At 65.7% G+C, this 24,659-nt stretch carries 24 protein-coding genes; 8 read left to right on the forward strand and 16 right to left on the reverse strand.

What is annotated here, in order from left to right; all coding sequences use genetic code 11:
* Positions 1-4: 4 nt before the first annotated feature.
* Positions 5-892 (reverse strand): peptide chain release factor N(5)-glutamine methyltransferase, encoded by an 888-nt coding sequence (prmC, locus tag BraRD5C2_RS23760; protein WP_223972044.1) that lies wholly within the window; start codon positions 890-892, stop codon positions 5-7.
* 105 nt (positions 893-997) lie between these two features.
* Here prmC and BraRD5C2_RS23765 point away from each other — a divergent pair, with 105 nt between their 5' ends.
* A complete protein-coding gene (locus BraRD5C2_RS23765; RefSeq protein WP_223972046.1) occupies positions 998-1,423 on the forward strand; it encodes an HIT family protein in 426 nt (141 codons plus the stop codon).
* A gap of 9 nt (positions 1,424-1,432) precedes the next feature.
* Here the strand turns inward: BraRD5C2_RS23765 and BraRD5C2_RS23770 are convergent, their stop codons facing one another.
* From BraRD5C2_RS23770 to BraRD5C2_RS23785, 4 genes are all read right to left on the reverse strand, one after another.
* Positions 1,433-2,131, reverse strand: a complete 699-nt coding sequence (locus BraRD5C2_RS23770) for an ABC transporter ATP-binding protein (RefSeq protein WP_097671118.1) — start codon at positions 2,129-2,131, stop codon at positions 1,433-1,435.
* Positions 2,128-3,984 carry a branched-chain amino acid ABC transporter ATP-binding protein/permease gene (locus tag BraRD5C2_RS23775; protein WP_223972048.1) on the reverse strand — a complete coding sequence of 619 codons (1,857 nt, stop codon included), beginning with the start codon at positions 3,982-3,984 and terminating at the stop codon, positions 2,128-2,130. Before BraRD5C2_RS23775 ends, BraRD5C2_RS23770 begins: the two co-directional genes overlap by 4 nt.
* A 13-nt stretch (positions 3,985-3,997) precedes the next feature.
* Positions 3,998-4,873: a branched-chain amino acid ABC transporter permease gene (locus BraRD5C2_RS23780; protein ID WP_223972050.1), complete on the reverse strand. Its 876-nt coding sequence runs from the start codon at positions 4,871-4,873 to the stop codon at positions 3,998-4,000.
* A 103-nt stretch (positions 4,874-4,976) separates the two neighbouring features.
* A complete protein-coding gene (locus BraRD5C2_RS23785; protein WP_223972052.1) occupies positions 4,977-6,332 on the reverse strand; it encodes a substrate-binding protein in 1,356 nt (451 codons plus the stop codon).
* 244 nt (positions 6,333-6,576) lie between these two features.
* Between BraRD5C2_RS23785 and BraRD5C2_RS23790 the strand changes: the two genes are divergently transcribed.
* Positions 6,577-7,065 (forward strand): hypothetical protein, encoded by a 489-nt coding sequence (locus tag BraRD5C2_RS23790; protein WP_223972054.1) that lies wholly within the window; start codon positions 6,577-6,579, stop codon positions 7,063-7,065.
* A gap of 147 nt (positions 7,066-7,212) precedes the next feature.
* Positions 7,213-7,680 carry a MarR family winged helix-turn-helix transcriptional regulator gene (locus tag BraRD5C2_RS23795; protein ID WP_223972056.1) on the forward strand — a complete coding sequence of 156 codons (468 nt, stop codon included), beginning with the start codon at positions 7,213-7,215 and terminating at the stop codon, positions 7,678-7,680.
* Positions 7,681-7,746: 66 nt separating this feature from the next.
* On the opposite strand, the gene prfA is transcribed toward BraRD5C2_RS23795, so the two are convergent.
* The 3 genes from prfA to BraRD5C2_RS23810 all read right to left on the reverse strand — a co-directional run bounded on the left by prfA (position 7,747) and on the right by BraRD5C2_RS23810 (position 12,855).
* Positions 7,747-8,826, reverse strand: a complete 1,080-nt coding sequence (gene prfA, locus BraRD5C2_RS23800; RefSeq protein ID WP_223972058.1) for a peptide chain release factor 1 — start codon at positions 8,824-8,826, stop codon at positions 7,747-7,749.
* Positions 8,827-8,883: 57 nt separating this feature from the next.
* Entirely contained in the window at positions 8,884-11,151 is a 2,268-nt protein-coding gene (gene ptsP / locus BraRD5C2_RS23805; protein ID WP_223972060.1) for a phosphoenolpyruvate--protein phosphotransferase, read from the reverse strand.
* Positions 11,152-11,598: 447 nt separating this feature from the next.
* A complete protein-coding gene (locus BraRD5C2_RS23810; protein WP_223972062.1) occupies positions 11,599-12,855 on the reverse strand; it encodes an aspartate kinase in 1,257 nt (418 codons plus the stop codon).
* Between the two features lie 210 nt (positions 12,856-13,065).
* Here BraRD5C2_RS23810 and BraRD5C2_RS23815 point away from each other — a divergent pair, with 210 nt between their 5' ends.
* The 3 genes from BraRD5C2_RS23815 (at position 13,066) to BraRD5C2_RS23825 (ending at position 15,536) form a co-directional block, all read left to right on the forward strand.
* Positions 13,066-13,533: a PH domain-containing protein gene (locus BraRD5C2_RS23815; protein WP_223972065.1), complete on the forward strand. Its 468-nt coding sequence runs from the start codon at positions 13,066-13,068 to the stop codon at positions 13,531-13,533.
* Between the two features lie 14 nt (positions 13,534-13,547).
* On the forward strand, positions 13,548-14,318 hold the full coding sequence (gene ubiG / locus BraRD5C2_RS23820; RefSeq protein WP_223972069.1) for a bifunctional 2-polyprenyl-6-hydroxyphenol methylase/3-demethylubiquinol 3-O-methyltransferase UbiG: 771 nt from the start codon (positions 13,548-13,550) through the stop codon (positions 14,316-14,318).
* Positions 14,319-14,636: 318 nt separating this feature from the next.
* Positions 14,637-15,536, forward strand: coding sequence for a DMT family transporter (locus tag BraRD5C2_RS23825; RefSeq protein ID WP_223972554.1), 900 nt, complete (start codon positions 14,637-14,639; stop codon positions 15,534-15,536).
* 59 nt (positions 15,537-15,595) lie between these two features.
* On the opposite strand, the gene BraRD5C2_RS23830 is transcribed toward BraRD5C2_RS23825, so the two are convergent.
* Genes BraRD5C2_RS23830 through BraRD5C2_RS23850 form a run of 5 tightly spaced genes read right to left on the reverse strand, consistent with a single transcriptional unit; the run spans position 15,596 to position 18,478 of the window.
* Positions 15,596-16,024, reverse strand: coding sequence for an EamA family transporter (locus BraRD5C2_RS23830; RefSeq protein WP_223972072.1), 429 nt, complete (start codon positions 16,022-16,024; stop codon positions 15,596-15,598).
* Positions 16,021-16,491: a DUF1178 family protein gene (locus BraRD5C2_RS23835; protein ID WP_223972075.1), complete on the reverse strand. Its 471-nt coding sequence runs from the start codon at positions 16,489-16,491 to the stop codon at positions 16,021-16,023. Before BraRD5C2_RS23835 ends, BraRD5C2_RS23830 begins: the two co-directional genes overlap by 4 nt.
* Entirely contained in the window at positions 16,488-17,366 is an 879-nt protein-coding gene (locus BraRD5C2_RS23840; RefSeq protein WP_223972078.1) for a carbon-nitrogen hydrolase family protein, read from the reverse strand. The genes BraRD5C2_RS23835 and BraRD5C2_RS23840 overlap by 4 nt, the downstream gene beginning before the upstream one ends.
* Positions 17,366-17,638, reverse strand: coding sequence for a glutaredoxin 3 (grxC, locus tag BraRD5C2_RS23845; protein ID WP_097671104.1), 273 nt, complete (start codon positions 17,636-17,638; stop codon positions 17,366-17,368). The genes BraRD5C2_RS23840 and grxC overlap by 1 nt, the downstream gene beginning before the upstream one ends.
* 30 nt (positions 17,639-17,668) lie before the next feature.
* Positions 17,669-18,478, reverse strand: a complete 810-nt coding sequence (locus BraRD5C2_RS23850) for a ComF family protein (RefSeq protein ID WP_223972080.1) — start codon at positions 18,476-18,478, stop codon at positions 17,669-17,671.
* A 78-nt stretch (positions 18,479-18,556) separates the two neighbouring features.
* Between BraRD5C2_RS23850 and BraRD5C2_RS23855 the strand changes: the two genes are divergently transcribed.
* Positions 18,557-19,432 (forward strand): methyltransferase domain-containing protein, encoded by an 876-nt coding sequence (locus BraRD5C2_RS23855; protein WP_223972083.1) that lies wholly within the window; start codon positions 18,557-18,559, stop codon positions 19,430-19,432.
* A 299-nt stretch (positions 19,433-19,731) separates the two neighbouring features.
* Here BraRD5C2_RS23855 and BraRD5C2_RS23860 read toward each other — a convergent pair whose 3' ends face one another.
* Complete coding sequence (locus tag BraRD5C2_RS23860; protein ID WP_050404797.1) at positions 19,732-20,142, reverse strand: (deoxy)nucleoside triphosphate pyrophosphohydrolase; 411 nt, start codon at positions 20,140-20,142, stop codon at positions 19,732-19,734.
* A gap of 175 nt (positions 20,143-20,317) precedes the next feature.
* On the opposite strand from BraRD5C2_RS23860, the gene BraRD5C2_RS23865 reads away from it, so the two are divergent.
* Positions 20,318-21,667, forward strand: coding sequence for a TadE/TadG family type IV pilus assembly protein (locus BraRD5C2_RS23865; protein WP_223972086.1), 1,350 nt, complete (start codon positions 20,318-20,320; stop codon positions 21,665-21,667).
* A 289-nt stretch (positions 21,668-21,956) separates the two neighbouring features.
* On the opposite strand, the gene argJ is transcribed toward BraRD5C2_RS23865, so the two are convergent.
* Positions 21,957-23,198: a bifunctional glutamate N-acetyltransferase/amino-acid acetyltransferase ArgJ gene (gene argJ / locus BraRD5C2_RS23870; protein ID WP_223972089.1), complete on the reverse strand. Its 1,242-nt coding sequence runs from the start codon at positions 23,196-23,198 to the stop codon at positions 21,957-21,959.
* A gap of 262 nt (positions 23,199-23,460) precedes the next feature.
* Entirely contained in the window at positions 23,461-24,399 is a 939-nt protein-coding gene (locus BraRD5C2_RS23875; RefSeq protein WP_212311945.1) for a peptidylprolyl isomerase, read from the reverse strand.
* Positions 24,400-24,659: the final 260 nt, after the last annotated feature.

The following is a 24,659-nucleotide window of genomic DNA, read 5'->3' on the forward strand; positions in this document are numbered from 1 at the left end:
GACTTTATCGGGGCACCCGGCGGGCGGAAACCGCCCTCGGGATGCCCCCGAGATCGGCTTTCGGTGGTCCCGTTGGGGATAACCCCGAAGCCGTCATCAGCGCTTCAACGTCGCCGCTCTGGCCCAGTCCGACTTCCACAACCAGAAATCCACCTGAGGTCAAAAGACCCGCAGATTGCGAAATCAGGGCGCGGTAGGCGTCGAGCCCGTCGGCCCCGCCGTCGAGCGCCGCGCGCGGATCATGCGCGCGCACCTCGATGTCGAGGCCGGCGATGTCGGCCGAGGGGATGTAGGGTGGATTGGACACGATCAGGTCGAACGCGCCGGTCAGCGCGATGCCATAGTCGCACGCGATCCATGTCGCGCGCTGGCCGAGCCCGAGCTCGGCCGCGTTCCGGCTTGCCGTGTGCAGCGCCTCCGCCGAGATGTCGGTGGCGAAGCCATGCGCCTGGGGCAGTTCCGAGAGCAGCGCCAGCAGGATCGCGCCGGAGCCGGTCCCGAGATCGGCGATCCGCAACGCGCGGGCGGCCGCACCGTCGGCCCGCAGCAGTTCGAGTGCGCGCTCGACCACGGTCTCGGTGTCGGGGCGCGGCACCAGCGTCGCAGCCGTCAGATGCAGGGGCAGTCCCCAAAACTCCTTGATGCCGAGAATGCGCGCGACCGGTTCGCCGGCGAGGCGGCGCCGCGCCAGGTCTTCGAGGCGATCCGCTTCGTGCTTCGTCACGATGCGCATGGCACCGGTCACCATGCCGGTCAGATCGAGCCCCAGCGCGGCACCGGTCAATAGCCGCGCGTCGAGCTCGGCGGCGTCGTGGCCTGCCGCCTTGAGGCGCGCGGCGAGTGTGCGCCGTGCACCTTCGACGGTCTGGCCATTTTCAGCTGATGCGCTCATCGCGCGTTGTTAGCCGATGGTCGATGCGGCGTCGATATCGCTTGCGCCCTCGGCGGCCGGCGCGCACGGTCGAAGCCGCAGATTATCGATCCGGAACGCGCGACCATGACGGGCTACGACGACCAGAACATCTTCGCCAGGATCCTGCGCGGCGAGGTGCCGAGCTTCAAGGTTTATGAGACCGACCGGACCTTTGCGTTCCTCGACATCATGCCGCGCTCGCCGGGGCACACGCTGGTGATTCCGAAGGCGCCCGCGCGCGGCATCCTCGACATCGCCGAGGAAGACCTTGCCGCGGTGGCGCGGACGGCCAAGCGCATCGCGATCGCTGCGATGAAGGCGTTCTCCGCCGACGGCATCATCATCCAGCAGTTCAGCGAGCCCGCCAGCGGTCAGGTGGTGTTTCACCTGCACATGCATGTGATGCCGGTGAAGGCCGGCGTCGCGCTGCTGCCGGCGCAGACCCGCAAGGAGGACATGGATGTGCTCGCCGATCACGCCAGGCGCATGATCGCGGCGCTGGCAGGCTGAATTGCGCGGCTACACCCCGAGATAGCGCTGCAGGACGTCGGGCTGGGCCTTGATCTCCTGCGCCGGCCCTTCATGGACGATGTGACCGTTATTGATGATGTAGATGCGCTGCGCCAGCGCGAGCGTCGCGGCGAGGTTCTGCTCCACCAGCACGATGGTCTGTCCGGCCTCGGCCAGATCGCGGCACGCCTTCATCAGGTCGCGCACGATCACCGGCGCCAGTCCCTCGAACGGCTCGTCGAGCAGGATGATCTTGGGATCGCGCACCAGAGCGCGCGCGATCGCCAGCATCTGCTGCTCGCCGCCCGACAGGTCCGTGCCGCGATTGCCGCGCCGTTCCCGCAGCCGCGGGAACATCTCGTAGATGCGGTCGAGCGGCCAGCGCTGCGAGGCGGTCAGGCCGGCGATCACGAGGTTCTCCTCGACGCTCAGGCTACCGAAGATGCGGCGCTCCTCATGGACCAGCTGCATGCCGGCCTGCGCGATCTTGTGGCTCTTCTTGCCTGCAATCTCGGCGCCGTCGAACATCACCGAGCCGCGGCGCGGGGTGACCACGCCCATCAGGCTCTTGAGCGTCGTGCTCTTGCCGGCGCCGTTGCGGCCGAGCAGCGCCACCACCTCGTTGCGCTCGACCCGGATCGAGACGTCGAACAGGATGTGCGAGTCGCCGTAATAGCTGTTCAGTCCGTTGACTTCGAGCAGGCTCATGCGGCGAGCACTCCATGCACGCCGCCAAGATAGGCTTCCTGGACGGTCGAATTGTTCTTGATCTCTTCCGGCGTCCCCTCGACCAGCACCCGGCCCTCCTGCAGCACGGTGACGCGCTCGGCGAGCTCGAACAGCGCATCCATGTCGTGATCGATGATGATCATGGTGCGGCCCTGGCTGATCGACTTCAACAGCTTCACGGTCTCGACGCGTTCGCGCGGGCTCATGCCGGCCAGCGGCTCGTCGAGCAGCAAGAGGCTCGGCGACGTCGCCAGCGCCAGCCCAATCTCCAGCCGCCGCTTCTCGCCATAGGCGAGCTCGGAGACGGGCGTGTCGGGCCGCGAGGTCAGGTTGACCAGCTCGAGCGTGTGCTGCACGCGCTCGGATAGTCCGGGGATGCTGTCGATGCTGCGGAACAGGTCGAGCTTGAACTTGCCGCGAAGCCCCGATAGCGCTGCGATCACCAGGTTCTCGCGCACCGTGAGCCCGGCGAACAGCTGGTTGACCTGATAGCTCTTGGTCAGGCCGAGCTGGCAGACGTCGGTGACGTTCATGCCGGTGATGTCGCGGCCCTCGAACACGATGGTGCCCGAGGTCGGGTGCACCTCGCAGGTCAGCATCTTGAAGAAGGTCGACTTGCCGGCGCCGTTGGGGCCGATGATGCCGCGCAGCTCGCCGTGATTGACCGTGAAGTCGATGTCGCTGTTGGCGAGCAGGCCGCCATAGCGCTTGGTCAGGCCCTTGGCCTGGAGGATCGGTCCGGTCGGGCTGCCCGCGGGGCGGGGCCGCGGAGGCGTCGGCGCAGCGGCGACCGCGGCGTGTGGCTCGCTTGCGGCGGCCGCGACCTCCGGCTCGCTCTCGTCCGGCTCGCGGGCGCCGTGCTGTCCGGTCAGCAGGCCGTAGAGATCGGCGAGGCCGCCGATGATGCCGCGGCGCAGGAAGCACACCAGCAGCACGAACACGAGGCCGAGCACGAGCTTCCAGGCAGCACCAAGCCCGAGCGCCGCCTGCAGGAAGTCCTGCAACGACAGCCACACCGCGGCGCCAACCAGTGGCCCGAACAGCGTGCCGCGGCCGCCGATCGCGGTCTGCATCACGAGCTGGCCCGACGTGTCGAAGGTGAATGCGTCGGGCGGCATGAAGGCCTGCAGCACGCCCAGGAGCCCGCCGGCAAAGCCGGCATAGGCGGCTGCGATCACGAAGGCGGTCAGCTTGTAGCCGTGGATGTTGTGGCCGACCGCGGTCGCGCGCAGCGGATTGTCCCGGATCGCGCTGAACACGGCGCCGACCGGTGAGCGCACGATGCGCAACGCGATCACGACGCCGATGAAGTAGCACAGCGCCAGGAACTGGTAGAGCGACCAGCCGGTGGTGAAGTGCAGCGTGGTGAAGCCGAGATTGAAGCTCGGTGTCGGCACGCCCGGCAGTCCGTTCTCGCCGCCGGTGAAGTCCGACAGCGGATTGAACTCGACGAAGAAGAACACTTCGGCGATCGCGACCGTGATCATCGCGAAGTAGATGCCGGTGCGGCGCAGCGCGATCAGGCCGATCAGGTAGCCGGTGGCGGCGGCCGCGATCATGCCGATCACGAGCGCCAGCACGACGTAGGGGAAGCCGGCGCGGGTCAGCAGCCAGGCGGCGACGAAGCCGCCGGTGCCGTAAAAGGCCGACTGGCCGAACGACAGCAAGCCGGTGAAGCCGAACAGGATGTCGAAGCCGAGGCCGAACAGGCCCCAGACCAGGATCCGGTTCACCGTGTTGGGTGCGAAGCCGAGCCACGGCAGCACGAACGGCGCGACGATCAGGCCCGCGGCCGTCAGGAACTCGATCAAATATGGGCGCTGTTTCAGCATTGATTATCCGTCGTCATTCGCGGCCCTGCGTGCCGAGCAGGCCGTGCGGTCGGAGCACGAGCACGAGCGTCATCGCCGCAAACAGCATGACGTAGGCGTAACCGGGGTTGAACATCGAGGTGACGCTGATGATCTCGCCGGCGATCAGTCCGCCGAGGATCGCGCCTGGAAACGAGCCGACGCCGCCGATCACCACCACCACGAAAGTCTCCACCAGAATGTCGTCGCCGACACCCGGGGTCAGCGACACCACCGGCGCATTGATGATGCCGGCGAAGCCCGCGGCCATCGCGCCGATGCCGAACACGATCATGAAGACGCGGTAGACGTTGATGCCGAGCGAATCGACCATCACCGAATCCTCGATGCCGGCGCGCACGATCATCCCGAGCCGCGTGCGGTAGAGGATCAGGAACAATGCGCCGAGCGCGACCGCGACGATGCCGACCACGGCGAGCCGGTAGGTCGGATAGAACAGGAAGCCGAGCGAGGTGATGCCCTGCAGCAGCGCCGGCGGCGGTACCACCTGCGACTGGCTGGTGAAGATCAGCCGCACGATCTCGACGAAGCAGATGCCGAGCCCGAACGTGACCAGGAGTTGGTCCTCATGCGGGCGATGGTAGAAGTGACGGATGATGATCCGCTCCATCGCAACCCCGAGCAGCATCACGAACAGCGATCCGGCGATGACCGCGAGAATGAACGATCCGGTGTAGGAATAGGCCACATATCCGGCGTAGCCGCCGATCATGAACATGGCGCCGTGGGCGAGGTTAAGCACCCCGAGCGTGCCGTAGATGATCGTCAGCCCGGAGCTGATCAGCGCGAGCAGCGCGCCGAGCGCCAGCCCGTTGAAAAGTTGTGAGACGAAATTTGGCCAGTTGATCATGGCGTGCGTTCGGTTGGCCCGGTCAATGAAGGATGCGTTCCGACACAAAGCGGCGCCGCGGGTCGGGTCGCCCCGCCCACGGCGCCGAGTCTTCCCACGTTAATCAGGTGTAGTCGCCGAGATGGCAGCCGAACGCATCCGGCTTCTGCATCAGACCGTCGCCGGGGACGATCTCGACCACCTCGTAATAGTCCTCCTTGTTCTTCATCTCCTTTTCCATCTTGCCGCGGACGATGATGACAGGGCGGACGCATTGGTGATCCTCGGGGCGATAATGCACGTCGCCGACCAGCGAGGGGATGGTCTCGCCCTTCTCGTAGGCCTTGATGACGTCGGGCGGATAGAAGCTGCCGGCTTCTTCGACCATGCGGGCCCAGTGCGCGAAGCTGACATAGGCGTTCTCGGCGCCCCATTCGGGCTTGTAACCGAACCTCTTCTCGAAGGTTTCGTTGAACATCTTGGCCAGGGGATACTTGTCCTCGATGGTCCACCAGTAGTCGGTCGCGGCGTAGACGCCCTGCATCAGGCCGCCGGTCTCGCGCGCGATGAACGGCACCTGGTAGGGCACCACGAGCTTCATCTTGTCGAGCACGCCGAACTGCTTGGCCTGCTGCGTCGACAGCACGGCGTCGTGACCCCAGTTGACGTTGATCAGCACGTCGGCGCCGGAATTCGCGACATTGAGCAGGTACGACGAGTAATCCGGCGCGCCGAGCGGCGACACCTGGTTGGTGACCGTGGTCCAGCCCGCCTGGGCGAGGAAGTCCTGCATCGACTTGGTGACGGTGTGGCCGTAGGTGTAGTCGGGCGTCAGATACGCGGCCTTCTTGTCCTTGCCGAACTGCTTGATCAGCACCGGCGCGATTGCAGCTGCGGCGGTCTGGCCGAAGAAGTTCTGGCGGAAGCCGTAACGCACGCAATCCTTGCCGGTGGTGTCGTTGGAGCCGGAGATGCCGCAGACGAAGATCACCTTCTCGCGCTGCGCCAGCTTGTTCAGCGCGACCGCGACCGCACTCGAGGTGCCGCCGGTGATCATCACCGCCTTGTTCTCCGAGATGAAGCGCTGCTGCGCCTGCACCGCCTCGTTCGGCTTTGCCGCGGAATCCGCGACGCCGAACTTCAGCTCCTTGCCGAGCACGCCCTTTGAAGTCTTCGGCGAGATCTTCTTGATCAGGTCGTGGCCGCTGTTGATGTGCTCGATTGCGAGCTGATAGCCCTTCAGCTCATCCTCACCCTGCACCGCATAGGTGCCGGTGCGCGGCACCGAGATGCCGATGAAGGCCGAGGAGCCCGACGTGCCGGCGGGAAAGGTGCCGATCGCCGGATGGTCCTCGGCGAATGCCCGGGACGTGATCGAGGCCGGCAGCACGGTGCCGCCGATCAGGCCTGCGCCGGCCTGCAGCAGGGTGCGACGCGAGACGTTCAATGTGCTGCCCGGGCGAAAATCCTTGGTGCTCATCGCTCGATATCCTCCGATTAAATTGATTGTTGGCGCGCATGTTCACTCGTCGCCGGATCGGATCGATCGGCGGCTGGATGCGCCGGCTGCGATGCAGCAGCCTGTCGCAGCTACAATTCCCCACCGGGATATTTAGTCAATGTCACCTTTCGTCGAATCATATCGGTCTGCGATAGAATTAATGTCGATCTACGATATATCGAGGGTTTACCGCCCGGGTGCGGGTCCTGTAAGTGAGGGGGCGATGATCCAGGAGCCTTCAAATCGCGCCGGAAATGCCGCAGAGCACGCCGGGACCGAGGACGGCGGCGCCGAGCCATCGAGCGGCCTGAGCATCCGCGCGATGAACGTGCTGAAGGAGCTGTCGGTCGAGCTGACCGACGAACTGCCGCCGAAGCTCGGCTGGACACCATCCGACGACCTGCTGCGCCTGCTCACGGCGCGCCATCTGGCGACCGCGCGAAATTGCGGGCGGCAGACCATGCGCGAGATCATCGATTGGGCGGCGTCGCGCGGGATCTTGATCCCGGCACCGCACCATACCGGCAAATCGCTGTCCGAAGTCTGGGGCAGTCTGGTCGAGCGAGCCTCGGCCGGCGATCTCACCAAGAGCGAGATCACCGAGGCGCTGGAGAAGTCGATCCGCCGCCGCAGCCCGCGGATTCCGGTCGCCTTCCAGATCGTCCTCCTGAAGATATTGAGTTCGAGCTACGATCACTGGCCGCAACCGTAATCTCGTCCCGCGCCGCGCCGCGCGATCGTCAAACCGTTGAAAACATGCGTGCAAAGCCCGCCGGTAGGATGGTCCGTCCGGCGCGGGCTTGGTAGCGTCGTCCGGCTCCTCCCATCAGGCGGAGCGCGCCAGCAGCGGGACGACGGAATGCCTCAGGCCAAGCAGCGACCAACGGCAGTCGGAACCACCAAACGCAAGGCGGCGGGCGCGACGGTCGATTACGCGGCGCTGGCGCGGTTCCGCTACCAGCTGCGCAGCTTTCTCGCGTTCAGCGAGGAGGCGGCCCAGCAGGCCGGGTTGACACCGCAGCAGCACCAGGCGCTGCTCGCCATCAAGGGATTTTCCGGCGAGGAGCCGACCACCGTCGGCGATCTCGCACGCTATCTGCTGATCCGCCACCACACCGCGGTCGAGCTGGTCAACCGGATGACGAAACTCGGGCTACTGACCCGGGCGGTCGATGCCGCCGACGGCCGGCGCGTGCTGGTGACCTTGACCGCGCAGGGCGAGCGCAAGCTACAGGCGCTGTCGAAGATTCACCTGGAGGAACTGACCACGGCCGGCCCGGCGCTCGGCAAGATCCTGCGCCACTTCAGGCAGTCGCAGAAGAAGTAGCGCATGATCCGGAAAGGTGCGCAGCGGTTCTCCGAAGAGATCATGCGCCAGCGATAGATCGCGTTGTTATGCCGCCGCGCCCTGCGCCGCGAGCTGCGCGGCCTGGTGCTCGGTGGTCAGCGCGTCGATCAATTCGCCCAGCGCCTCGCCCGCGATCACCTGCGGCAGCTTGTAGAGCGTCAGGTTGATGCGGTGGTCGGTGACGCGTCCTTGCGGGAAATTGTAGGTGCGGATGCGCTCCGAGCGGTCGCCGGAGCCGACCTTTTCCTTGCGGTCGGCGGAGCGTGCGGCGTCGACCCGCTGGCGCTCGGCGTCATAGATGCGCGAGCGGAGGATGTTCATCGCCGACGCCCGGTTTTTGTGCTGCGAGCGACTGTCCTGCATCATCACCACGATGCCGGTCGGCAGGTGGGTGATGCGGATCGCGGACTCGGTCTTGTTGACGTGCTGACCGCCGGCGCCGCCGGCGCGCATGGTCTCGATCCGCAAGTCCGTATCCTTGATGTCGACGTCGACGTCCTCGACCTCGGGCAGCACGGCAACCGTGGCGGCCGAGGTGTGGATCCGGCCCTGTGTCTCGGTGTCGGGCACGCGCTGCACGCGGTGCACGCCGGACTCGAATTTCAGCTTGGCGAAGGCGCCGCGGCCCTGCACCTCGGCGATGATTTCCTTGAAGCCGCCGACGGTGCCTTCGCTCGCCGAGATCACCTCGACCTTCCAGCCCTGCAAGGCCGCGAAGCGCTCATACATCCGGAACAGGTCGCCGGCGAACAGCGAGGCCTCGTCGCCGCCGGTGCCGGCGCGGATTTCCAGCACCACGTTGCGGTCGTCCATCGCGTCCTTCGGCAATAGCGCGACGCGGATCTTCTGCTCGAGATCGCCGATCCGCGCCTGCAGCGTTTCCATCTCGGCTTCCGCCATGCTGCGCATCTCGGGATCGGTCCCGGCATCGGCCAGCAACGCCTCGGTGTCGGTGAGCTCCGACCGTGCAGAGCGATAGAGCTTCACGGCATCGATCAGCGGATTGAGCTCGGCGAGCTCGCGCGTGATCGCGACGTAGCGCTCGGAGTTGACCTGGCCGAGCAACTCGGCCTCGAGCGAGGCGTGATGGGCGAGCAGGACGTCGAGTTTGGCTTCGGGTAGCATGGCGGAGTCTCGAATTGCTGAAAGCGCGAGGGGGTGGCAGCGGCGACGGCAGCGTCGCTACAAGGCCAGCCCCTCGGTTTCCGCAAACTTCGTCAGCGCCCCGCGGATCGAGACGCTGCCGACCGGCGCGTCCAGCAGCGGATTGATCATCGCCTCGGCCTTCTTGGCGTCGAGGTCGAGGATCAGCGCCTTGACGGGGCCGTGGGCGGTTGCCGATAGTGAAAGCGAGCGATAGCCGAGCGCGATCAGCGCCAGCGCGCCGATCGGCTTCGACGCCATCTCGCCGCACAGCGAGGCGGCTTTCTTCGCGGTGTTGGCCTTGCGCACGATGTCGCGCAGCGCGCGCAGGATCGGCGCCGACAGGGTGTCGAAACGTTCCGAGACCTTGGCATTGCCGCGGTCGACCGCGAACAGGAACTGGAACAGGTCGTTGGAGCCGACCGAGACGAAGTCGACCTTCTTCAGCAGCTCGTCGAGCTGGTAGAGCAGGGCCGGTACCTCGACCATGGTGCCGATATCGATCCGCTCGGGCAGCGAATGGCCGTGCTGGCGCAGATAGGTCAGCTCGCGTTCGACGATCGCCTTGGCCTGGTCGAACTCGGTGATGTCGGAGATCATCGGGAACATGATCTTCAGGGCACGGCCGCCGCCGGCGCGCAGCAGCGCGCGGATCTGGCCGCGCAGCAGGCCGGGGCGGTCGAGGCCGAGCCGGATCGCGCGCCAGCCGAGCGCGGGATTTTCCTCGACCACGGTCTCCATGTAGGGCAACGCCTTGTCGCCGCCGATGTCGAGCGTGCGGAAGGTGACGGGCTTGGCGCCCGCGGCATCGAGCACGGTGCGGTACAGCGCGAGCTGGTCGCTCGAACGCGGCAGGCTCGGGCTCACCATGAACTGCAATTCGGTACGGAACAGGCCGATGCCGGCGCTGCCGGTGTCCTCGATATGCGGCAGGTCGATGGTCAGGCCGGCATTGATCAGGAGCTCGATCGGCTGGCCGTCCTTGGTCACGCAAGGCTTGTCGCGCAGCGCCGAATATTGCGCCTGCCGCCGCGCCCGGAACCGGACGCGCTCGGCATAAGCGGATTCGATCTCGGCGGAGGGGCGGACATAGATCTCGCCGGAAATGCCGTCGACGATGATGGCATCGCCCGGATCGGCGATGCCGGGTGCGTTGGGCACCTCGCCGACCGCGGGAATGCCGAGCGCGCGCGCCACGATCGAGACGTGGGAATTCGCGGTGCCTTCCTCCAGCACCAGGCCGCGCAGCCGCTTGCGGTCATAGTCGAGCAGCGCCGCGGGGCCCATCGCGCGGGCGATCAGGATGGCGTTGTCGGGCAGCTGCTCGCGCGTCGGCGCATGGTCCTGGCCGACCAGTTGCCGCATCAGGCGATGGCCGAGATCCTCGAGATCGTGCAGGCGGTCGCGCAGGTAAGGATCGGTCGAGCGCAGCATGCGCGCGCGGGTGTCGGACTGCACGCGTTCGACCGCGGCTTCCGCGGTGAGGCCGGTGGCGACCGCCTCATGCAGCTTGTGCGACCAGCCCTGGTCGTTGGCGAACATGCGATAGGCTTCCAGCACCTCGCGATGCTCGCCGCCCTCGGCGACGTCGCCGCGCTCCAGCATGCGGTCGAGATCGGCGCGCAGATTGGCGAGCGCCGTGTCGAGCCGCTTGATCTCCTTCGGCAGGTCCTCGGCGATGTAGTTGGTGATGACGACGCGCGGCTCGTGCAGCACGACATGGCCGAGCGCGATGCCGTCGGAGAGCACCGCGCCGGTCTTGTGCAGCGAGTGCCGCGCGGCGGGCTCGGCGCCGGGCTGGGCCAGCGCGGCCAACTCGCCCGAGGCGATCATCTCCGCCAGCACCATAGCGGTGGTCTGCAGCGCCTCGACCTCTTCCTCGACATAGGTGCGCTTGGCGCGGTTCTGCACCACGAGCACGCCGAGCGTATTGCCCGCGCGCAGGATCGGCACGCCGAGGAACGAGTGGTAAATCTCTTCGCCGGTTTCCGGGCGGTAGGCGAAGGCGGGATGGCTTTGCGCGTCGGAGAGATTGAGCGGCGTCGCCTCGCTGGCGACAAGGCCGACCAGGCCCTCATGCGCGCTCAGCACGGTGCGGTGCACGGCGTCGCGGTTCAGACCTTCGGTGGCGTAGAGCTCGAGTGTGTTGTCGATGCGCAGCACGTAGCAGGAGCAGACCTCGGCCACCATGTTGGCCGCGATCAGCACCACGATCTTGTCGAGGCGTTCCTGGGCGGAGACTTGCTCCGCCATGGTTTCGCGGAGCCGTCTCAACAGGACGCGGGGGCCTCCCGACGCGCTCCGCATGTGCTTCAGTCCCTCCCCACGAGGCCGGCGCACCGGGCCGGACGGCCGTTGGCGCAAAACTCGTCAAAAACAACAATTTTAGTCATTCGGCGTCGCCGCTCGCGCCAGTTCCCGCCGATTCGGGATCGCACAAACTGTGCCACAGTTTGCGACAGCCCACCTGACTGGCCGTATAGCCAATCAAGGCTCGCTTTGCCAAGCAAAACGCCTGCCAGTAGCAAATAACGTCTGCGTCAGCCCTATGCTGCGCCCGCTAAGAGAAATTCTAACTCCGGGATGTGGGTACCGGAGGACGGCTTGTTCCCCTGGGAGGGGCGGGGTCTATCCACCCGTCATTCCGGGGCTCGCGAAGCGAGAGCCCGGAATCCATCGGGCCCCAGCCCCCACGGTGAAATGGATTCCGGGCTTGCGCCAAGTGGCGCGCCCCGGAATGACGGGAGCTAGGTCCTACGCCTGATCCAGCCCGTACAGCGTGTGCAGTGTGCGGACCGCGAGTTCGGTGTAGGCGGCGTCGATCAGGACCGAGAACTTGATCTCGGAGGTGGTGATGGCGCGGATGTTGATGTTGCGCTCGGACAGCGCCTTGAACGCCTTCGCGGCGACACCGGCATGGCTGCGCATGCCGCTGCCGATCACCGAGACCTTGGCGACGTCGGTCGCGGTATCGAGCCTGACGTAGCCGATCTTGGCCTTGGCGGCGGTGATGGTGTCCTTGGCGCGGTTGTAGTCGGTGGCCGGCACGGTGAAGGTGAGGTCGGTGGTCTTGCCGTCCTCCGACACGTTCTGCACGATCATGTCGACGTTGATGTTGGCATCCGCGAGCGGCCCGAAGATCGCCGCGGCGACGCCGGGCTTGTCCTCGATCTGGCGCACGGAAATCTGGGCTTCGTCCTTGGAGAAGGCGATGCCGGTGACGACGTGCATTTCCATGATTTCCTCCTCGCTGCAGATCAGCGTGCCCGGCGGCTGGTTGGCGTGCGGGTCGATATCCTCTGGCTTGTCGAAGCTGGAGCGCACGAAGATCGGCATGTTGTGCACCATGCCGAGTTCCACCGAGCGAACCTGCAGCACCTTGGCGCCCTGCGAGGCCAGCTCCAGCATGTCCTCGAATGCGATCTTGTCGAGCCGGCGCGCCTTCGGCACCACGCGCGGGTCGGTGGTGTAGACGCCGTCGACGTCGGTGTAGATGTCGCAGCGGTCGGCCTTCAGCGCAGCCGCGATCGCCACCGCTGAGGTGTCCGAACCGCCGCGGCCGAGCGTGGTGATGCGGCCGGTCTGCGGATTGATGCCCTGGAAGCCGGCGATGACAGCGACTTCCTTGCGCTCCTTGAAGCGGTCGATGATCTCGCTGCCGTCGATATCGAGGATGCGCGCCGAAGCGTGCGCGTCTGAGGTCTTGATCGGGATCTGCCAGCCCTGCCAGGAGCGCGCCTGGATGCCGATGCCCTGCAGCACGATCGCAAGCAGGCCCGAGGTGACCTGTTCGCCGGAGGCGACCACCGCGTCATATTCGCGCGCGTCGTGCATCGGCGAGGCCTCGGTGCACCAGCCCACCAGTTCGTTGGTCTTGCCGGACATCGCGGAGACGACGACGGCGACCTGGTGGCCGGCGTCGACCTCGCGCTTCACGTGCTGGGCGACGTTGCGGATACGATCGATATTGGCGACGGACGTACCGCCGAATTTCATCACGAGGCGGCCCATGACGACGCGTCTATTCCTTTAAGAGGATAAGTAGGTTAACCCACGCCGAAAACCGCAAGCGCGGGCACCGAAAGGCGCGTATACATAGCGCCGCGCCCGGGGGCAAGCCGGTTGGTAGGGGTCCCCGGAAGGTCTTTTGGGGGTGTTTTGCCGGTTGCCGGCGGGCTGTTGCGCAAGGGTGACTCGCGGGTAATTCGAAGGCGGGATTGGATGGGACGCTATATCGACGAAATCCTGCAGCCCGGCGAGAAGCTGCTGTATTCCACCAATGCGCACTGGATGTTCTATCTGCCGGCGATCGCGGCCTGGATCGTGGTGCTGGTGCTGCTGATCCTGTCCCGGATGACGACGGTCGACGCCCTGGTGCTGGCCTGCCTGGCGGCCGCCGCCGTGGTCGCGGTCGCGGCGCTGTACTGGACCGGCGCGGCCTGGTTCCATCGCTGGACCACGGAAACCGACGTCACCAATTTCCGCGTGGTGCACAAGAGCGGCTTCATCAAGCGGCGCACCTTCGAGATGAGCCTCGACAAGGTCGAGAGCGTCGACGTCAACCAGAGCATCATGGGGCGCCTGCTCAATTATGGCGACGTCACCATCCGCGGCGTCGGCGAGGGCATCGAGACCATCAAGACCATCGCCTCGCCGCTGGCGTTCCGCAATTCGATCACCGCGCGATAGGGGCGCGCGCAATCATGACTACGCAAACAACTGTTTCAAATTCCTCCGCCAATGCCTTCGCCCACTCGGTCGATCCGGCCGAGGTCGCGAAATTCTCAAAACTGTCGGATGAATGGTGGGATCCGCGCGGCAAGATGGCGCCGCTGCACAAGATCAATCCGCTGCGCCTGACCTATATCCGCGACGCCGCCTGCCGCAAGTTCGAGCGCAACGCCAAGAGCCTGAGCTGCCTGTCCGGCCTGCGCCTGCTCGACATCGGCTGCGGCGCCGGCCTCTTGTGCGAGCCGTTCACGCGGCTCGGCGCCCAGGTGATCGGGATCGATCCGTCCGCCACCAACATCGCAGCCGCGAAGTTGCACGCCGACAAGGGGCACCTGTCGATCGACTACCGCTGCACCACGATCGAGGACATGGACGTCCGCGAGCGCTTCGACATCGTGCTGGCGATGGAGGTGGTCGAGCACGTCGTCGACGTCGGCGCCTTCATCAAGCGCTGCGCCGTCATGCTCAAGCCCGGCGGGCTGATGGTGGTCTCGACCTTGAACCGCAACTGGAAGAGCTTTGCGCTGGCGATCGTCGGTGCCGAATACGTGCTGCGCTGGCTGCCGCGCGGTACCCATGAGTGGAGCAAGTTCGTCACCCCCGCCGAGCTCGAACGCTATCTCGGCGACGTCAATCTCACCGTCACCGAACAGGCCGGCGTGGTCTACAACCCGCTCGCCGACAAATGGAGCGTCTCGTCCGACATGGACGTGAACTACATGGTGGTGGCGGAGGAGACGTGAGCTGAAGCCACGGTCTCGGCCACACAATAGGTGTCGTCCCTGCGAAAGCAGGGACCCATAACCACCGGCCCCGGTTGTTGAGCGCGATCTCAGTTCAGGAGCTGCTTCCGAATCCGATCGACACCATCCGTCTCGTCGCCCGTTCAACCATCGTGCCTCAAACCACTCCCTGTGGTTATGGGTCCCTGCTTTCGCAGGGACGACAGTGAGTTTGTGGCTCGAGCGCAATCCAGTCATGCGCCGTTTCGATTGACCGCATTCGTCGCGCCGGGCACGCTGCGCGCGTACTCCCGCCCCGGCGCACTTTCCTCATCCCGCATGTTCACCATCGCCTCGCTCTGGATCCCCTTCACCATCGTCGCTGCGTTCGGGCAGGTGGCGCGCAATGCGATGCAGCGGCATCTGACCGGGCCGCTGGGGACCTGGGGCGCGACCAATATCCGTTTCCTGTTCGGCCTGCCGTTCGCGGTGGTGTTCTTCGCGCTGGCGGTGCTGCTGACCGGCGATCGCCTGCCGTGGCCGGCGGCGTCGTTCTGGCCGTGGCTGTTGTCCGGCGCGCTCAGCCAGATCGTCGGCACCGGCTTCATGCTGCTGGCGATGAACGACCGCTCCTTCGTGGTGACCACGGCCTATATGAAGACCGAGGCGATCCAGACCGCGATCTTCGGCTTCATCTTCCTCGGCGACCATCTGACGACGCCCAAGGTGATCGCGATCGTGATCGCGACCATCGGCGTTGTCGTCACCGCGCTGCGGCCTGGCGGGCAGAAGAGTTTTGCCGATTTGCGCCCGACTGTGCTCGGCCTCGGCGCCGCCGCGGTGTTCGCGATCTCGGCGGTGAGTTTTCGCGGCGCCATCATTGCCGTGCCCGGCGTCTCGTTTGTGACGGCGGCCTCCTACACGCTGATGTGGAGCCTGTTCGTCCAGACGCTGATCCTGTCGGTCTATCTGCTGCTGCGCGCGCCCGACGTGCTGCGAAAGATTCTCGGCCTGTGGCGGCCCTCGATGTTCGCGGGCTTCATGGGCGCGTTCTCCTCGCAGTTCTGGTTCCTGGCGTTCGCGCTCACCGCCGCCGCCAACGTGCGCACGCTGGCGCTGATCGAGGTGCTGTTCGCGCAGGGCGTGGCCTATTTCTCGCTCAAGCAGCCGTTCTCGCTGCGCGAGGTGATCGGCATCGTCCTGATCGTGATCGGCGTCGCGCTGCTGATCGCCGCGTAAGCTCTTGTTTGACGCGTTTTCTTCACGCGAACCGGTAGCCACTTCGCTCGAAAACGCTATCAGCCCTTCACGGCGATCAGTACCGCGCCCGCCGAGATCAGCGCGATCCCGATCCAGCCATAGGCCGAGGGGCGCTCGCCAAGGAACACGGCGCCGAACAACGCCACCAGCACCACGCTGAGCTTGTCGATCGGCGCGACCAGTGTGGCAGGTCCAAGCTTGAGTGCGCGGAAATAGCAGATCCACGACGCGCCGGTGCCGAGCCCGGACAGCAGCAGGAATAGCCAACTCTTGCCCGAGATCGGGCCGGCCTGGGCGAATTGCCCGGTCGCGAACAGGATCGCCGACAGCGTGATCAGCACGATCACGGTGCGGATCAGGGTGGCGAGATCGGAGTTGATGCCCTCGACGCCGACCTTGGCGAAGATCGCGGTCAGCGCCGCGAAAATGGCCGAAAGAAACGCCCAGACCTGCCAGGACGCGGTCAATTCCGATCTTCCGGCAGCGTCGGCAGCGGCGAGACCTCGACGCCTTCGTCGATCAGCGCGCGCGCCTCCTCGGGCGAGGCCTCGCCGTAGATCGGCCGATGCTCAATATCGCCGTAATGCATCTTGCGCGCCTCGTTCGGGAAGCGGTCGCCGACATTGTCGGCGTTCTTCACGATATGGTCGCGCAGTTCCTTCAGCTTGCTGCGCAGCTCGCGCTCCTGCGCCATCATCAGCGACGTCGATTCGGCAGGCGGTGCCTCGACGGGCGCGGCCGGCGCCGGCTGGGCCGGTTCGCGGCCCTTCTTGCTGACGATTTGCGGCGCCATGATCGCGCGCTCGATCTTGTCGGAGCCGCAGGACGGGCAATCGATCAAATGACGCCGCTCCTGCGATTCATAGGCCGAGGAGCTCTGGAACCAGCTCTCGAACTGATGGCCGCGCTCGCAGCGCAGCGTGTAGCGGATCATGCCGAGCCCCGGACGAGGTGCAGATGCTCCGGGCCGGCCTTGGGGTCGGCGATGCCGAAACGCCTGCCGTGCTGAAGTGAAGGGATAGTCTTGCGCGCGGTCTCGACCTTGGTGGGATCGATCTCGGCCAGGAACACGCCGGGCTCGACGCCGCCCTCGGTGAGGATCTCGCCCCAAGGGTCGATGATCAGCGAATGCCCGAAGGTCTCGCGCTTGTTCTCATGCAGGCCGGCTTGCGCCGCCGCAAACACGAAGCAGCCGGTCTCGATGGCGCGGGCGCGCAGCAGCGTGTGCCAGTGCGCTTCGCCGGTCTTGCGGGTGAAGGCGGACGGCACGGTGAGGAACGACGCGCCGGCTTCGGCAAGCGCGCGATAGAGCGCCGGGAAGCGCACATCGTAGCAGATCGTCAATCCGATCCGGCCCCAGGGCAGGTCGGAGATCACGGCGGTCTCGCCGGGCTGGTAATTGGCCGACTCGCGATAGCTCTCGCCGCCCGGCAGATCGATGTCGAACATGTGGATCTTGTCGTAGCTCGCGAGCACATTGCCCTCGGGCCCGATCAGGAACGAGCGGTTGACCGCCTTCTCCGGCGAGTAGCGCAGCGCCAGCGAGCCGATATGCAGATGGATCTTCAGTTCGGCGGCCAGCGCGCGATAGGCCTGCAGCGACTTGTCGTCCTCTTCGCTCGCCAGATGCTCGAACAGCGCCTTGCGGTTCAGCTGCATCATGTTGCTGACCTCAGGGGTCAGCACGTATTTGGCGCCCTGCGCCGCCGCTTCGCGGATCAGCCGCGTGCCCTGCTCCAGGCTCGGCTCGGGCAGCAATCCGGTGCGCATCTGCACCATGGCGGCAGTGAAAATGTTGTCCGTGCTCATCAGGCGCCGCCTCCGTTGCTGAGCAGGCCGTCGAGCTTGCCCTCGCGGTCGAGCGCGTAGAGCTCGTCGCAGCCGCCGACATGGGTCTTGTCGATGAAGATCTGCGGGAAAGTCGAGCCCGCGCCGGCGCGATCGTACATCTCGTCGCGGTACGCCGGGTTGCTGGCGACGCTCAATTCGGTGAACGCGGCGTTCTTGCGCGTCAAAAGCGATTTGGCCGCGGTGCAATAACCGCAGCCGGGGCGGGTATAGATTTCGATGGCAGCGGTCATGGTGTGCTCGGTTGAACCAGAAGTTACAGATTATATGGGAGCGCGGTGGGTATCGACAACCCGGGCAAACACCAGCACGTCGACCTGCGCGGCCTTGGCGCGCAACAGCGCCCGTGCGCAGGCATCCACTGTGGCGCCAGAGGTCAGGACGTCGTCGACCAGGACCACACGGCGGCCTTGGATGTCAGCCTTGCGTTCATCGGCGACCCCGAATGCGCCCTGCACATTGCTGGCGCGGTCCTTGCGCGACAGCCCGATCTGCTGCTCGGTGGCGCGGGTGCGCCGCAGCGCCTCGGACACCATTTTGACGCCGCTCTGGCGCGCGATCACCTTGGCGAGCGCGCCGGACTGGTTGTAGCGCCGGCTCCAGCCGCGCCGCCAATGCAGGGGAACCGGCACCAGCATATCGGCATCTGCTAGCACTTCCTTCCCCGCGCGCGCCATCCAGCGGCCCATTGTCGGCGCCAGATCGGTGCGATCCTGGTATTTCAATGCGTGCACCAGGGTGCGCGCGACGTCGTCATAGCGCACCGCGGCGCGGGCGCGCTGGTAGGACGGTGGATTGGCGATCGCCTCCATCGACAGCAGCTCGGGACCGGGATCGTAGACAAAGGGAATCCCGAGCCGTGGGCAGAACGGCGGCGCGATGAACGACAATTTGGCCCAGCAGGCCGCGCAGACGCCCTCGCCATGAACCGGCTCGCGGCAGGACACGCACAGCGTCGGCAGCGCGATGTCGAGGGCCAACCGCGCGGTATGCAGCCACGCACCCCCGACCGCGCCGAGCGCCCGCTGGATGTGACCGGAAATGGAGCGTGTCGGTGATGCCTCGGCGTCCATGGCCGATGAGGCTAGCGTTTGAGCCGAGCGGGCTCAAGGCGCATTGCCTGCGGCGGCCGTCCGGCGTAACCAGCCGGCATGGCAACGACCCCAGCCACGGCTCCCGTCCTGTTCGATCGCGCATCGCTCCGCGCGCGGCTGGCGCGCGCGGAGGCCGCGGGGGCGGCGACGTTCCTGCTCGAGCGGGCCACAGAGGACATGTCGGACCGGTTGCTGGCGGTGTCGCGCGGCTTTTCTTCCGCGGCCGATATCTGGACGCCGGGAGACGGGCTTGCGGACGCCCTGCGCGGGCGTGTCGCCTCGGTCGATCCGATCGGTTTCAGCGAGACGGAAGCGCTCGGACTGCCACCTGAATCGCTGGACCTCGCGGTCTCCGCGCTCGCCTTCCAGTTCGTCAACGATCTGCCGGGCGTGCTGACGCAGATCCGCCGCGCGCTGAAACCGGACGGGCTGCTGCTCGCGGCGATGCTCGGCGGCGACACGCTGACCGAGCTCCGGCAAAGCTTTGCCGCGGCGGAGGCGGAGTGCGAGGGCGGGGTGTCGCCGCGCGTCGCGCCGTTCGCCGACCTGCGCGACATCGGCGCGTTGTTGCAGCGGGCCGGTTTTGCGCTGCCGGTCACCGATGTCGACCGCGTCGTGGTGCGCTACGCCAGCGCGTTCGCCCTGATGGCCGATCTCAGGCGCATGGGCGCCACCAATGTGCTGCGCGAGCGCCGCCATACGCCGACCCGCCGCGCCACCATGCTGCGCATGGCGCAGATCTATGGCGAGCGTTTCGCCGATCCCGACGGCCGCATCCGCGCCACCTTCGACATCGTCTGGCTCTCCGGCTGGGCGCCGCATGAGAGCCAACCGAAGCCACTCAAGCCGGGTTCGGCAAGAGCGAGCCTGGAGGCCGCGGTGAAGGGCACTTCACCCTCCCCTGGAGGGGGAGGGTCGACGCGAATGAAATGAGCGGCGGGGTGGGGTGACGGTCTTTCGACTCGAACAGTGCCCGTGTTGAGAGACCGTCACCCCACCTCGATCCGCATTCCGCTGCGCTTCATGCGGATCGATCCTCCCCCTCCAGGGGAGGATGAAGAGATCACAGCAGCAAATCCATCAGATGCGGCTGCAGCGGGGTGTCCGCGGGCCTGTGAGTTGCCCGACGCGTCAAGTCGCCAGGTCGAATGACGGCCGCAGCCGCTACTGTGCATGGGGTTGTTTTCGATATTTTGGGTAGCCGCGCCTCCCGCAAGCGGGGGAGGCTAAGATCACAGCAGCAAATCGATCAGATGCGGCAGCAGCGGAATGTCCGCCGGCGGCATCGGATAGTCGCGCAGCTTGTTGGCGCGGACCCAGGCGAGGTTCTGGCCCTCGCGTGCCACCGCCATGCCCTCCCAGCGCCGGCAGATGTAGAGCGGCATCAGCAGATGGAAAGTCTCGTAGGCATGGCTGGCGAAGGTCAGCGGCGCGAGGCACGGCTCGCTCACGGTGATGCCGATCTCCTCGTGCAGCTCGCGGATCAGGGTCTGTTCCGGTCGCTCGCCGGGCTCGATCTTGCCGCCGGGGAATTCCCACAGGCCCGCCAGTGCCTTGCCTTCGGGACGCTGCGCCAGCAGCACGCGCTTGTCGGCGTCGACCAGCGCGCAGGCGACGACGAGGGTCAGCTTGATGTCAGCCATGTAGCTGGAATGTCCTTCTCATCTGCAAGCTTTCATTAACCAGCAACGCCCCGTCAGCCAAACGATTTGTGCCGGTGCGCTTTTTCTGCATTCGCGATAAGCCGGCCTTAATTCGCGGCAGGCAGGGTGAAGGTCCTGATTTATCAGCCCATCAATTTCTCTGCCGATATAACCCATGCACACCTTGCTCCGGACCGTCAGCCGCTTCCGCCGCGATCGCTCCGGCAACATCGCGATGATCTTCGGCATGGCCCTGCTGCCGCTGCTCGTCGCGGTCGGATGCGCGGTCGACTATTCCCGCGCCAACCAGATCCGCAGCAAGCTGATCTCCGCCGCCGACGCGGCGAGCGTCGGATCGGTCGCCAAGGCATCGCCCGGCTTCATCGCGGCCGGCGCCATGACCTCGGACGGCGAGATCTCGGCGGGAGAAGCCGATGCGAAAAAGATCTTCAACGGCAACATCTTCAACCAGAACGGCTTCACGCTGACCAACGTGACGCCGACCATGACCAAGAGCGGCAGCATCATCACCTCGACGGTCCAATTCACCGCCGATGTCCCGACCATGTTCCTCGGCGTGCTGGGGCGGAGCAAGGTGTCGGTGTCGGGCACCTCGACCTCGACCGCGAACATGCCGCTCTATATCGATTTCTATCTGCTGCTCGATAACTCGCCGTCGATGGGCGTCGGCGCGACGCCGACGGACGTCGCCAAGCTGGTCACGGCCACCACCGGCAACAGCTTCAAGCCGAACGACCAATGCGCCTTCGCCTGCCACGACTACAACGACCCCAACAACTACTACAATCTGGCAAAATCGCTTGGCGTCACGACGCGGATCGATGTGCTGCGCAGCGCGACCCAGCAATTGATGGACACCGCGGCGGCGACCCAGACCTATTCGAGCCAGTTCCGCATGGCGATCTATGACTTCGGCGCGTCCTCGGCGACCTATGGTTTGCGAAGCCTGTTTTCGCTGTCATCAAGCCTGTCGAGCGCAAAGTCGGCGGCCGGCAACATCGATCTGATGGGTGTCTACGGCAACAACGATTCTTACACCGCGGACAAGGACAGCCAGTTCACCGCGATCTTTCCCCAGATCAACAATGCGATCGCAAATCCGGGCGCAGGCACGTCGTCGGCGCCGCTGAAATATCTGTTCTTCGTATCCGACGGGGTCGCCGACGAGCCGAATACAAGCTGCCTGAAGCCGATCACCGGCAGCAATCGCTGCCAGTCGCCGATCAATCCGGCGCTTTGCGATGCGATCAAGAAGCGCAACATCAAGATCGCGGTGCTCTACACCACCTATCTGCAGCTGCCGACCAACAACTGGTACATGACCTGGATCGATCCGTTCAATCAGGGCCCGTTCGGCCCCTCGCCGAACAGCCAGATCGCGCAGAACATGCAGACCTGTGCGTCGCCGGGCTTCTATTTCGAGGTCAGCCCGACGCAGGGCATCGCGGACGCGATGAACGCACTGTTCAAGAAAGCAGTCGCCGACGCGCGGATCTCGAGCTAGCGAAAGCTCACGGTGTCTCTCACCGTCACCCTGAGGTGGCCGCGAAGCGGCCGTCTCGAAGGGTCGACGGCCCAACTCCCTCACAGCGCTGATGCATTCAGGCCGTGCATCCTTCGAGGCTCGCTCCGCTCGCACCTCCAGCGACAAAGGCGAAGCCTTTGCGCGGGGATGACGGGACTTACACCGTCATTGCGAGCGAAGCGAAGCAATCCATCTCACCGCACATACGGACGGGTGGATTGCTTCGTCGCTTCGCTCCTCGCAATGACGGAGGTGATTGGGAAAGCGGCTACGACCTGTAATCGCCGTTGATCGCGACATATTCCTTGGTGAGGTCGCAGGTCAGCACGCGGTCCTTCGCCTTGCCGAGGCCGAGCGCGACCTTGATCTGGATCTTCGGCGCCTTCATCGCCTCCGATACCTCTTTCTCATTGTAGGACGGATCGCGCGCGCCGCTCTTGGCGACGCGGATGCCGTTGAAGGAGATCGAGAGCTTGTCGCGGTTGGCGGGCTCGCCGGCCTTGCCGACCGCCATCACGACGCGGCCCCAATTGGCGTCCTCGCCGGCGATCGCGGTCTTCACCAGCGGCGAATTGGCGATCGACATCGCGATTCTGCGCGCCGACGGCTTTGTCGTGGCACCCTCGACCACGACCTCGACCAGCTTGCGGGCGCCCTCGCCGTCGCGCGCCACCTGCTCGGACAGATTGGCGAGGATCTGCTGGAACGCCTTGGTGAAGGCCTTCAGCCGCGGGTCGCTGGCGCGCGAGATCTTCGGCGCGCCGTTGGCGGCCGCAGCACCGGTCGCAAATGCGAGCAGCGTGTCCGAGGTCGAGGTGTCGCCGTCGATGGTCAGCGCATTGAAAGTGTCCTCGACGCCGGCCTTGAGCAGGGATTGCAGCACGCCAGCCGACAGCGGCGCATCGGTGAAGACGAAGGACAGCATGGTCGCCATGTCGGGCATGATCATGCCGGCGCCCTTGGCCATGCCGTTGATCGTCACCTTGGCCTTGCCGAGCTTCACGGTCGCGGTGGCGACCTTCGGGAAGGTATCGGTAGTCATGATCGCCTTGGCCGCGTCCATCCACAGATCGGGGGTCGCGGTCTCCGCGAGCTGCGCCAGCACGCCGTCGAACTTGGTGGCGTCGAGCGGCTCGCCGATCACGCCGGTGGAGGCAAGGAACACATCCGACGTCGAACAGCCGACCGCCTTCGCCGCGATCTGCGCGGTCAATGCCGTCGACGACTTGCCGGTCTTACCGGTGAAGGCGTTGGCGTTGCCGGAATTGACCACCAGCGCGCGCGCGGCCCCGCCCTTCAGTTTGGCGCGGCACCATTCGACTGGCGCCGACGGGCATTTCGACTTGGTGAAGACACCGGCCACCGTGGTGCCCTTGTCCATCAGCGCGAGCAGCACGTCGGTGCGGCCCTTGTAGCGGATGCCGGCGGCAGCGGTCGCAAGCCGCACACCCGCGATCACGGGCATCTCGGGGACGTCGGGCGGGGCGAGGGGGGAGACGGCGGTGGACATGGGAGGCTTCCGGCTACGGGGAGGGAAGCGCTGCATAACATCTCGCCGGCTGAAGCGGGAGAGGGCTCGGGCGCGAACGCGCTGTCATCAATTGTTCAAAGAGACGTCTGTAGCCCGGACGGAGCGCAGCGTAATCCGGGGCCGCTGTCCCCGTGGATGGTCTGCCCCGGATTTCGCTTCGCTTCATCCGGGCTACGAACGCACCACAAAATGCAAATGGCCGGGACATGCCCGGCCATCGCAACTGCTTTCGCTCTGGAGCTTACTTCTTCGCCGGCGCCATCTTGTTGTCGGCGGGCTTCGGCGCGTCCTTGGCGGCATCGGCCGGCGCCGTCGCGTCCTTGGCCGTCTCGGCCGGCTTGTCTAGGCGCTCGACCTTGGCGGCCTCGCGCAGCTTGGCGACATAGTCGGCCTGGGCCTTGCGGGTCACATAGGTCTCGATCTGGGCCTTCACCTGCTCGAAGTCGGGCGCCTTGCGGTTGCGCTTTTCCTCGACCTTGATGATGTGCCAGCCGAACTGCGACTTGACCGGATCGGAGATCTTGCCCGGCTCGAGCGTGAAGGCGACCGCAGAGAATTCCGGCACCATCTGCTCCTTGGTGAAGAAGCCGAGGTCGCCGCCATCGGAGGCGCCGGGATCCTTGGACTTCTTCTTGGCGAGCTCGGCGAAGTCCGCGCCCTTGTCGAGCTCGGCCTTGATCGCCTTCGCTTCGTCCTCGGTCTCGACCAGGATGTGGCGGGCGCGCACCTCCTGCTCGCCGGTGATCTGCTTGGAGGCCTCTTCATAGACCTTCTTCATGGCGTCGTCGGTGGTCGCGGCCTTGCCCTCGCTGGCAAGCAGGCTGTCCATCAACAGGCGGTTGCGGGTGAAGGCGAGCCGCTTCTTGAAGTCGTCATTGTTCTCGATCTTCTTGTCCTCGGCGGCCTTGGACACGATCTTCATGTCGATCAGGAAGGACAGCACGTTGTCCTTGCGGGTCGAGGGGTCCATCTGCTGCAGGCTCGGGCCGAGTTCCTCCTCGGCGAGCGCCACGTCGCTGGCATGGATCTCGGAACCGTTCACCTTCGCCAGCACCGGGTCGGATTCCGCGGCGCGGACCGGGAGGCCGGCAGCCAGCACTGCGACAAGACAGCCCGTGGCGGCCAGGGTGGCGAGGCCGAGGCGCAGGCCGGTTTTGGTTTCCGGAGGCGAGGTGGTCATGCAAAATCCTTGGTCTAAAGGGGGGAAGCTCGAGCGGGGCGGACACTCGCCCAATCGTGTTACATTGGCAACGCGAAAGTCTTGTCAAAATGATGAATTCCTTGACATCTTGGCGGCGTTGACAACCCCCCGACCGGGCCATATCTCTGGCCGACCGTGTCAGCGGTGAGAGCGCTTATTTTGCTGCGTTTTTCGCCGTTGAACCCAGGATGGCCTGTTTCCCACTCAATTGGCGGAGGAGCTCCGGGCCGGGGCTCGAA

The organism is Bradyrhizobium sp. RD5-C2, from assembly GCF_019972155.1.
GTDB lineage: Bacteria > Pseudomonadota > Alphaproteobacteria > Rhizobiales > Xanthobacteraceae > Bradyrhizobium.

Bases quoted from the DNA above. Each gene is read 5' to 3' on its own strand.
- prmC (WP_223972044.1), bottom strand. From the start codon at position 892: ATGAGCGCATCAGCTGAAAATGGCCAGACCGTCGAAGGTGCACGGCGC.
- BraRD5C2_RS23765 (WP_223972046.1), top strand. From the start codon at position 998: ATGACGGGCTACGACGACCAGAACATCTTCGCCAGGATCCTGCGCGGC.
- BraRD5C2_RS23770 (WP_097671118.1), bottom strand. From the start codon at position 2,131: ATGAGCCTGCTCGAAGTCAACGGACTGAACAGCTATTACGGCGACTCG.
- BraRD5C2_RS23775 (WP_223972048.1), bottom strand. From the start codon at position 3,984: ATGCTGAAACAGCGCCCATATTTGATCGAGTTCCTGACGGCCGCGGGC.
- BraRD5C2_RS23780 (WP_223972050.1), bottom strand. From the start codon at position 4,873: ATGATCAACTGGCCAAATTTCGTCTCACAACTTTTCAACGGGCTGGCG.
- BraRD5C2_RS23785 (WP_223972052.1), bottom strand. From the start codon at position 6,332: ATGAGCACCAAGGATTTTCGCCCGGGCAGCACATTGAACGTCTCGCGT.
- BraRD5C2_RS23790 (WP_223972054.1), top strand. From the start codon at position 6,577: ATGATCCAGGAGCCTTCAAATCGCGCCGGAAATGCCGCAGAGCACGCC.
- BraRD5C2_RS23795 (WP_223972056.1), top strand. From the start codon at position 7,213: ATGCCTCAGGCCAAGCAGCGACCAACGGCAGTCGGAACCACCAAACGC.
- prfA (WP_223972058.1), bottom strand. From the start codon at position 8,826: ATGCTACCCGAAGCCAAACTCGACGTCCTGCTCGCCCATCACGCCTCG.
- ptsP (WP_223972060.1), bottom strand. From the start codon at position 11,151: ATGCGGAGCGCGTCGGGAGGCCCCCGCGTCCTGTTGAGACGGCTCCGC.
- BraRD5C2_RS23810 (WP_223972062.1), bottom strand. From the start codon at position 12,855: ATGGGCCGCCTCGTGATGAAATTCGGCGGTACGTCCGTCGCCAATATC.
- BraRD5C2_RS23815 (WP_223972065.1), top strand. From the start codon at position 13,066: ATGGGACGCTATATCGACGAAATCCTGCAGCCCGGCGAGAAGCTGCTG.
- ubiG (WP_223972069.1), top strand. From the start codon at position 13,548: ATGACTACGCAAACAACTGTTTCAAATTCCTCCGCCAATGCCTTCGCC.
- BraRD5C2_RS23825 (WP_223972554.1), top strand. From the start codon at position 14,637: ATGTTCACCATCGCCTCGCTCTGGATCCCCTTCACCATCGTCGCTGCG.
- BraRD5C2_RS23835 (WP_223972075.1), bottom strand. From the start codon at position 16,491: ATGATCCGCTACACGCTGCGCTGCGAGCGCGGCCATCAGTTCGAGAGC.
- BraRD5C2_RS23840 (WP_223972078.1), bottom strand. From the start codon at position 17,366: ATGAGCACGGACAACATTTTCACTGCCGCCATGGTGCAGATGCGCACC.
- grxC (WP_097671104.1), bottom strand. From the start codon at position 17,638: ATGACCGCTGCCATCGAAATCTATACCCGCCCCGGCTGCGGTTATTGC.
- BraRD5C2_RS23850 (WP_223972080.1), bottom strand. From the start codon at position 18,478: ATGGACGCCGAGGCATCACCGACACGCTCCATTTCCGGTCACATCCAG.
- BraRD5C2_RS23855 (WP_223972083.1), top strand. From the start codon at position 18,557: ATGGCAACGACCCCAGCCACGGCTCCCGTCCTGTTCGATCGCGCATCG.
- BraRD5C2_RS23860 (WP_050404797.1), bottom strand. From the start codon at position 20,142: ATGGCTGACATCAAGCTGACCCTCGTCGTCGCCTGCGCGCTGGTCGAC.
- BraRD5C2_RS23865 (WP_223972086.1), top strand. From the start codon at position 20,318: ATGCACACCTTGCTCCGGACCGTCAGCCGCTTCCGCCGCGATCGCTCC.
- argJ (WP_223972089.1), bottom strand. From the start codon at position 23,198: ATGTCCACCGCCGTCTCCCCCCTCGCCCCGCCCGACGTCCCCGAGATG.
- BraRD5C2_RS23875 (WP_212311945.1), bottom strand. From the start codon at position 24,399: ATGACCACCTCGCCTCCGGAAACCAAAACCGGCCTGCGCCTCGGCCTC.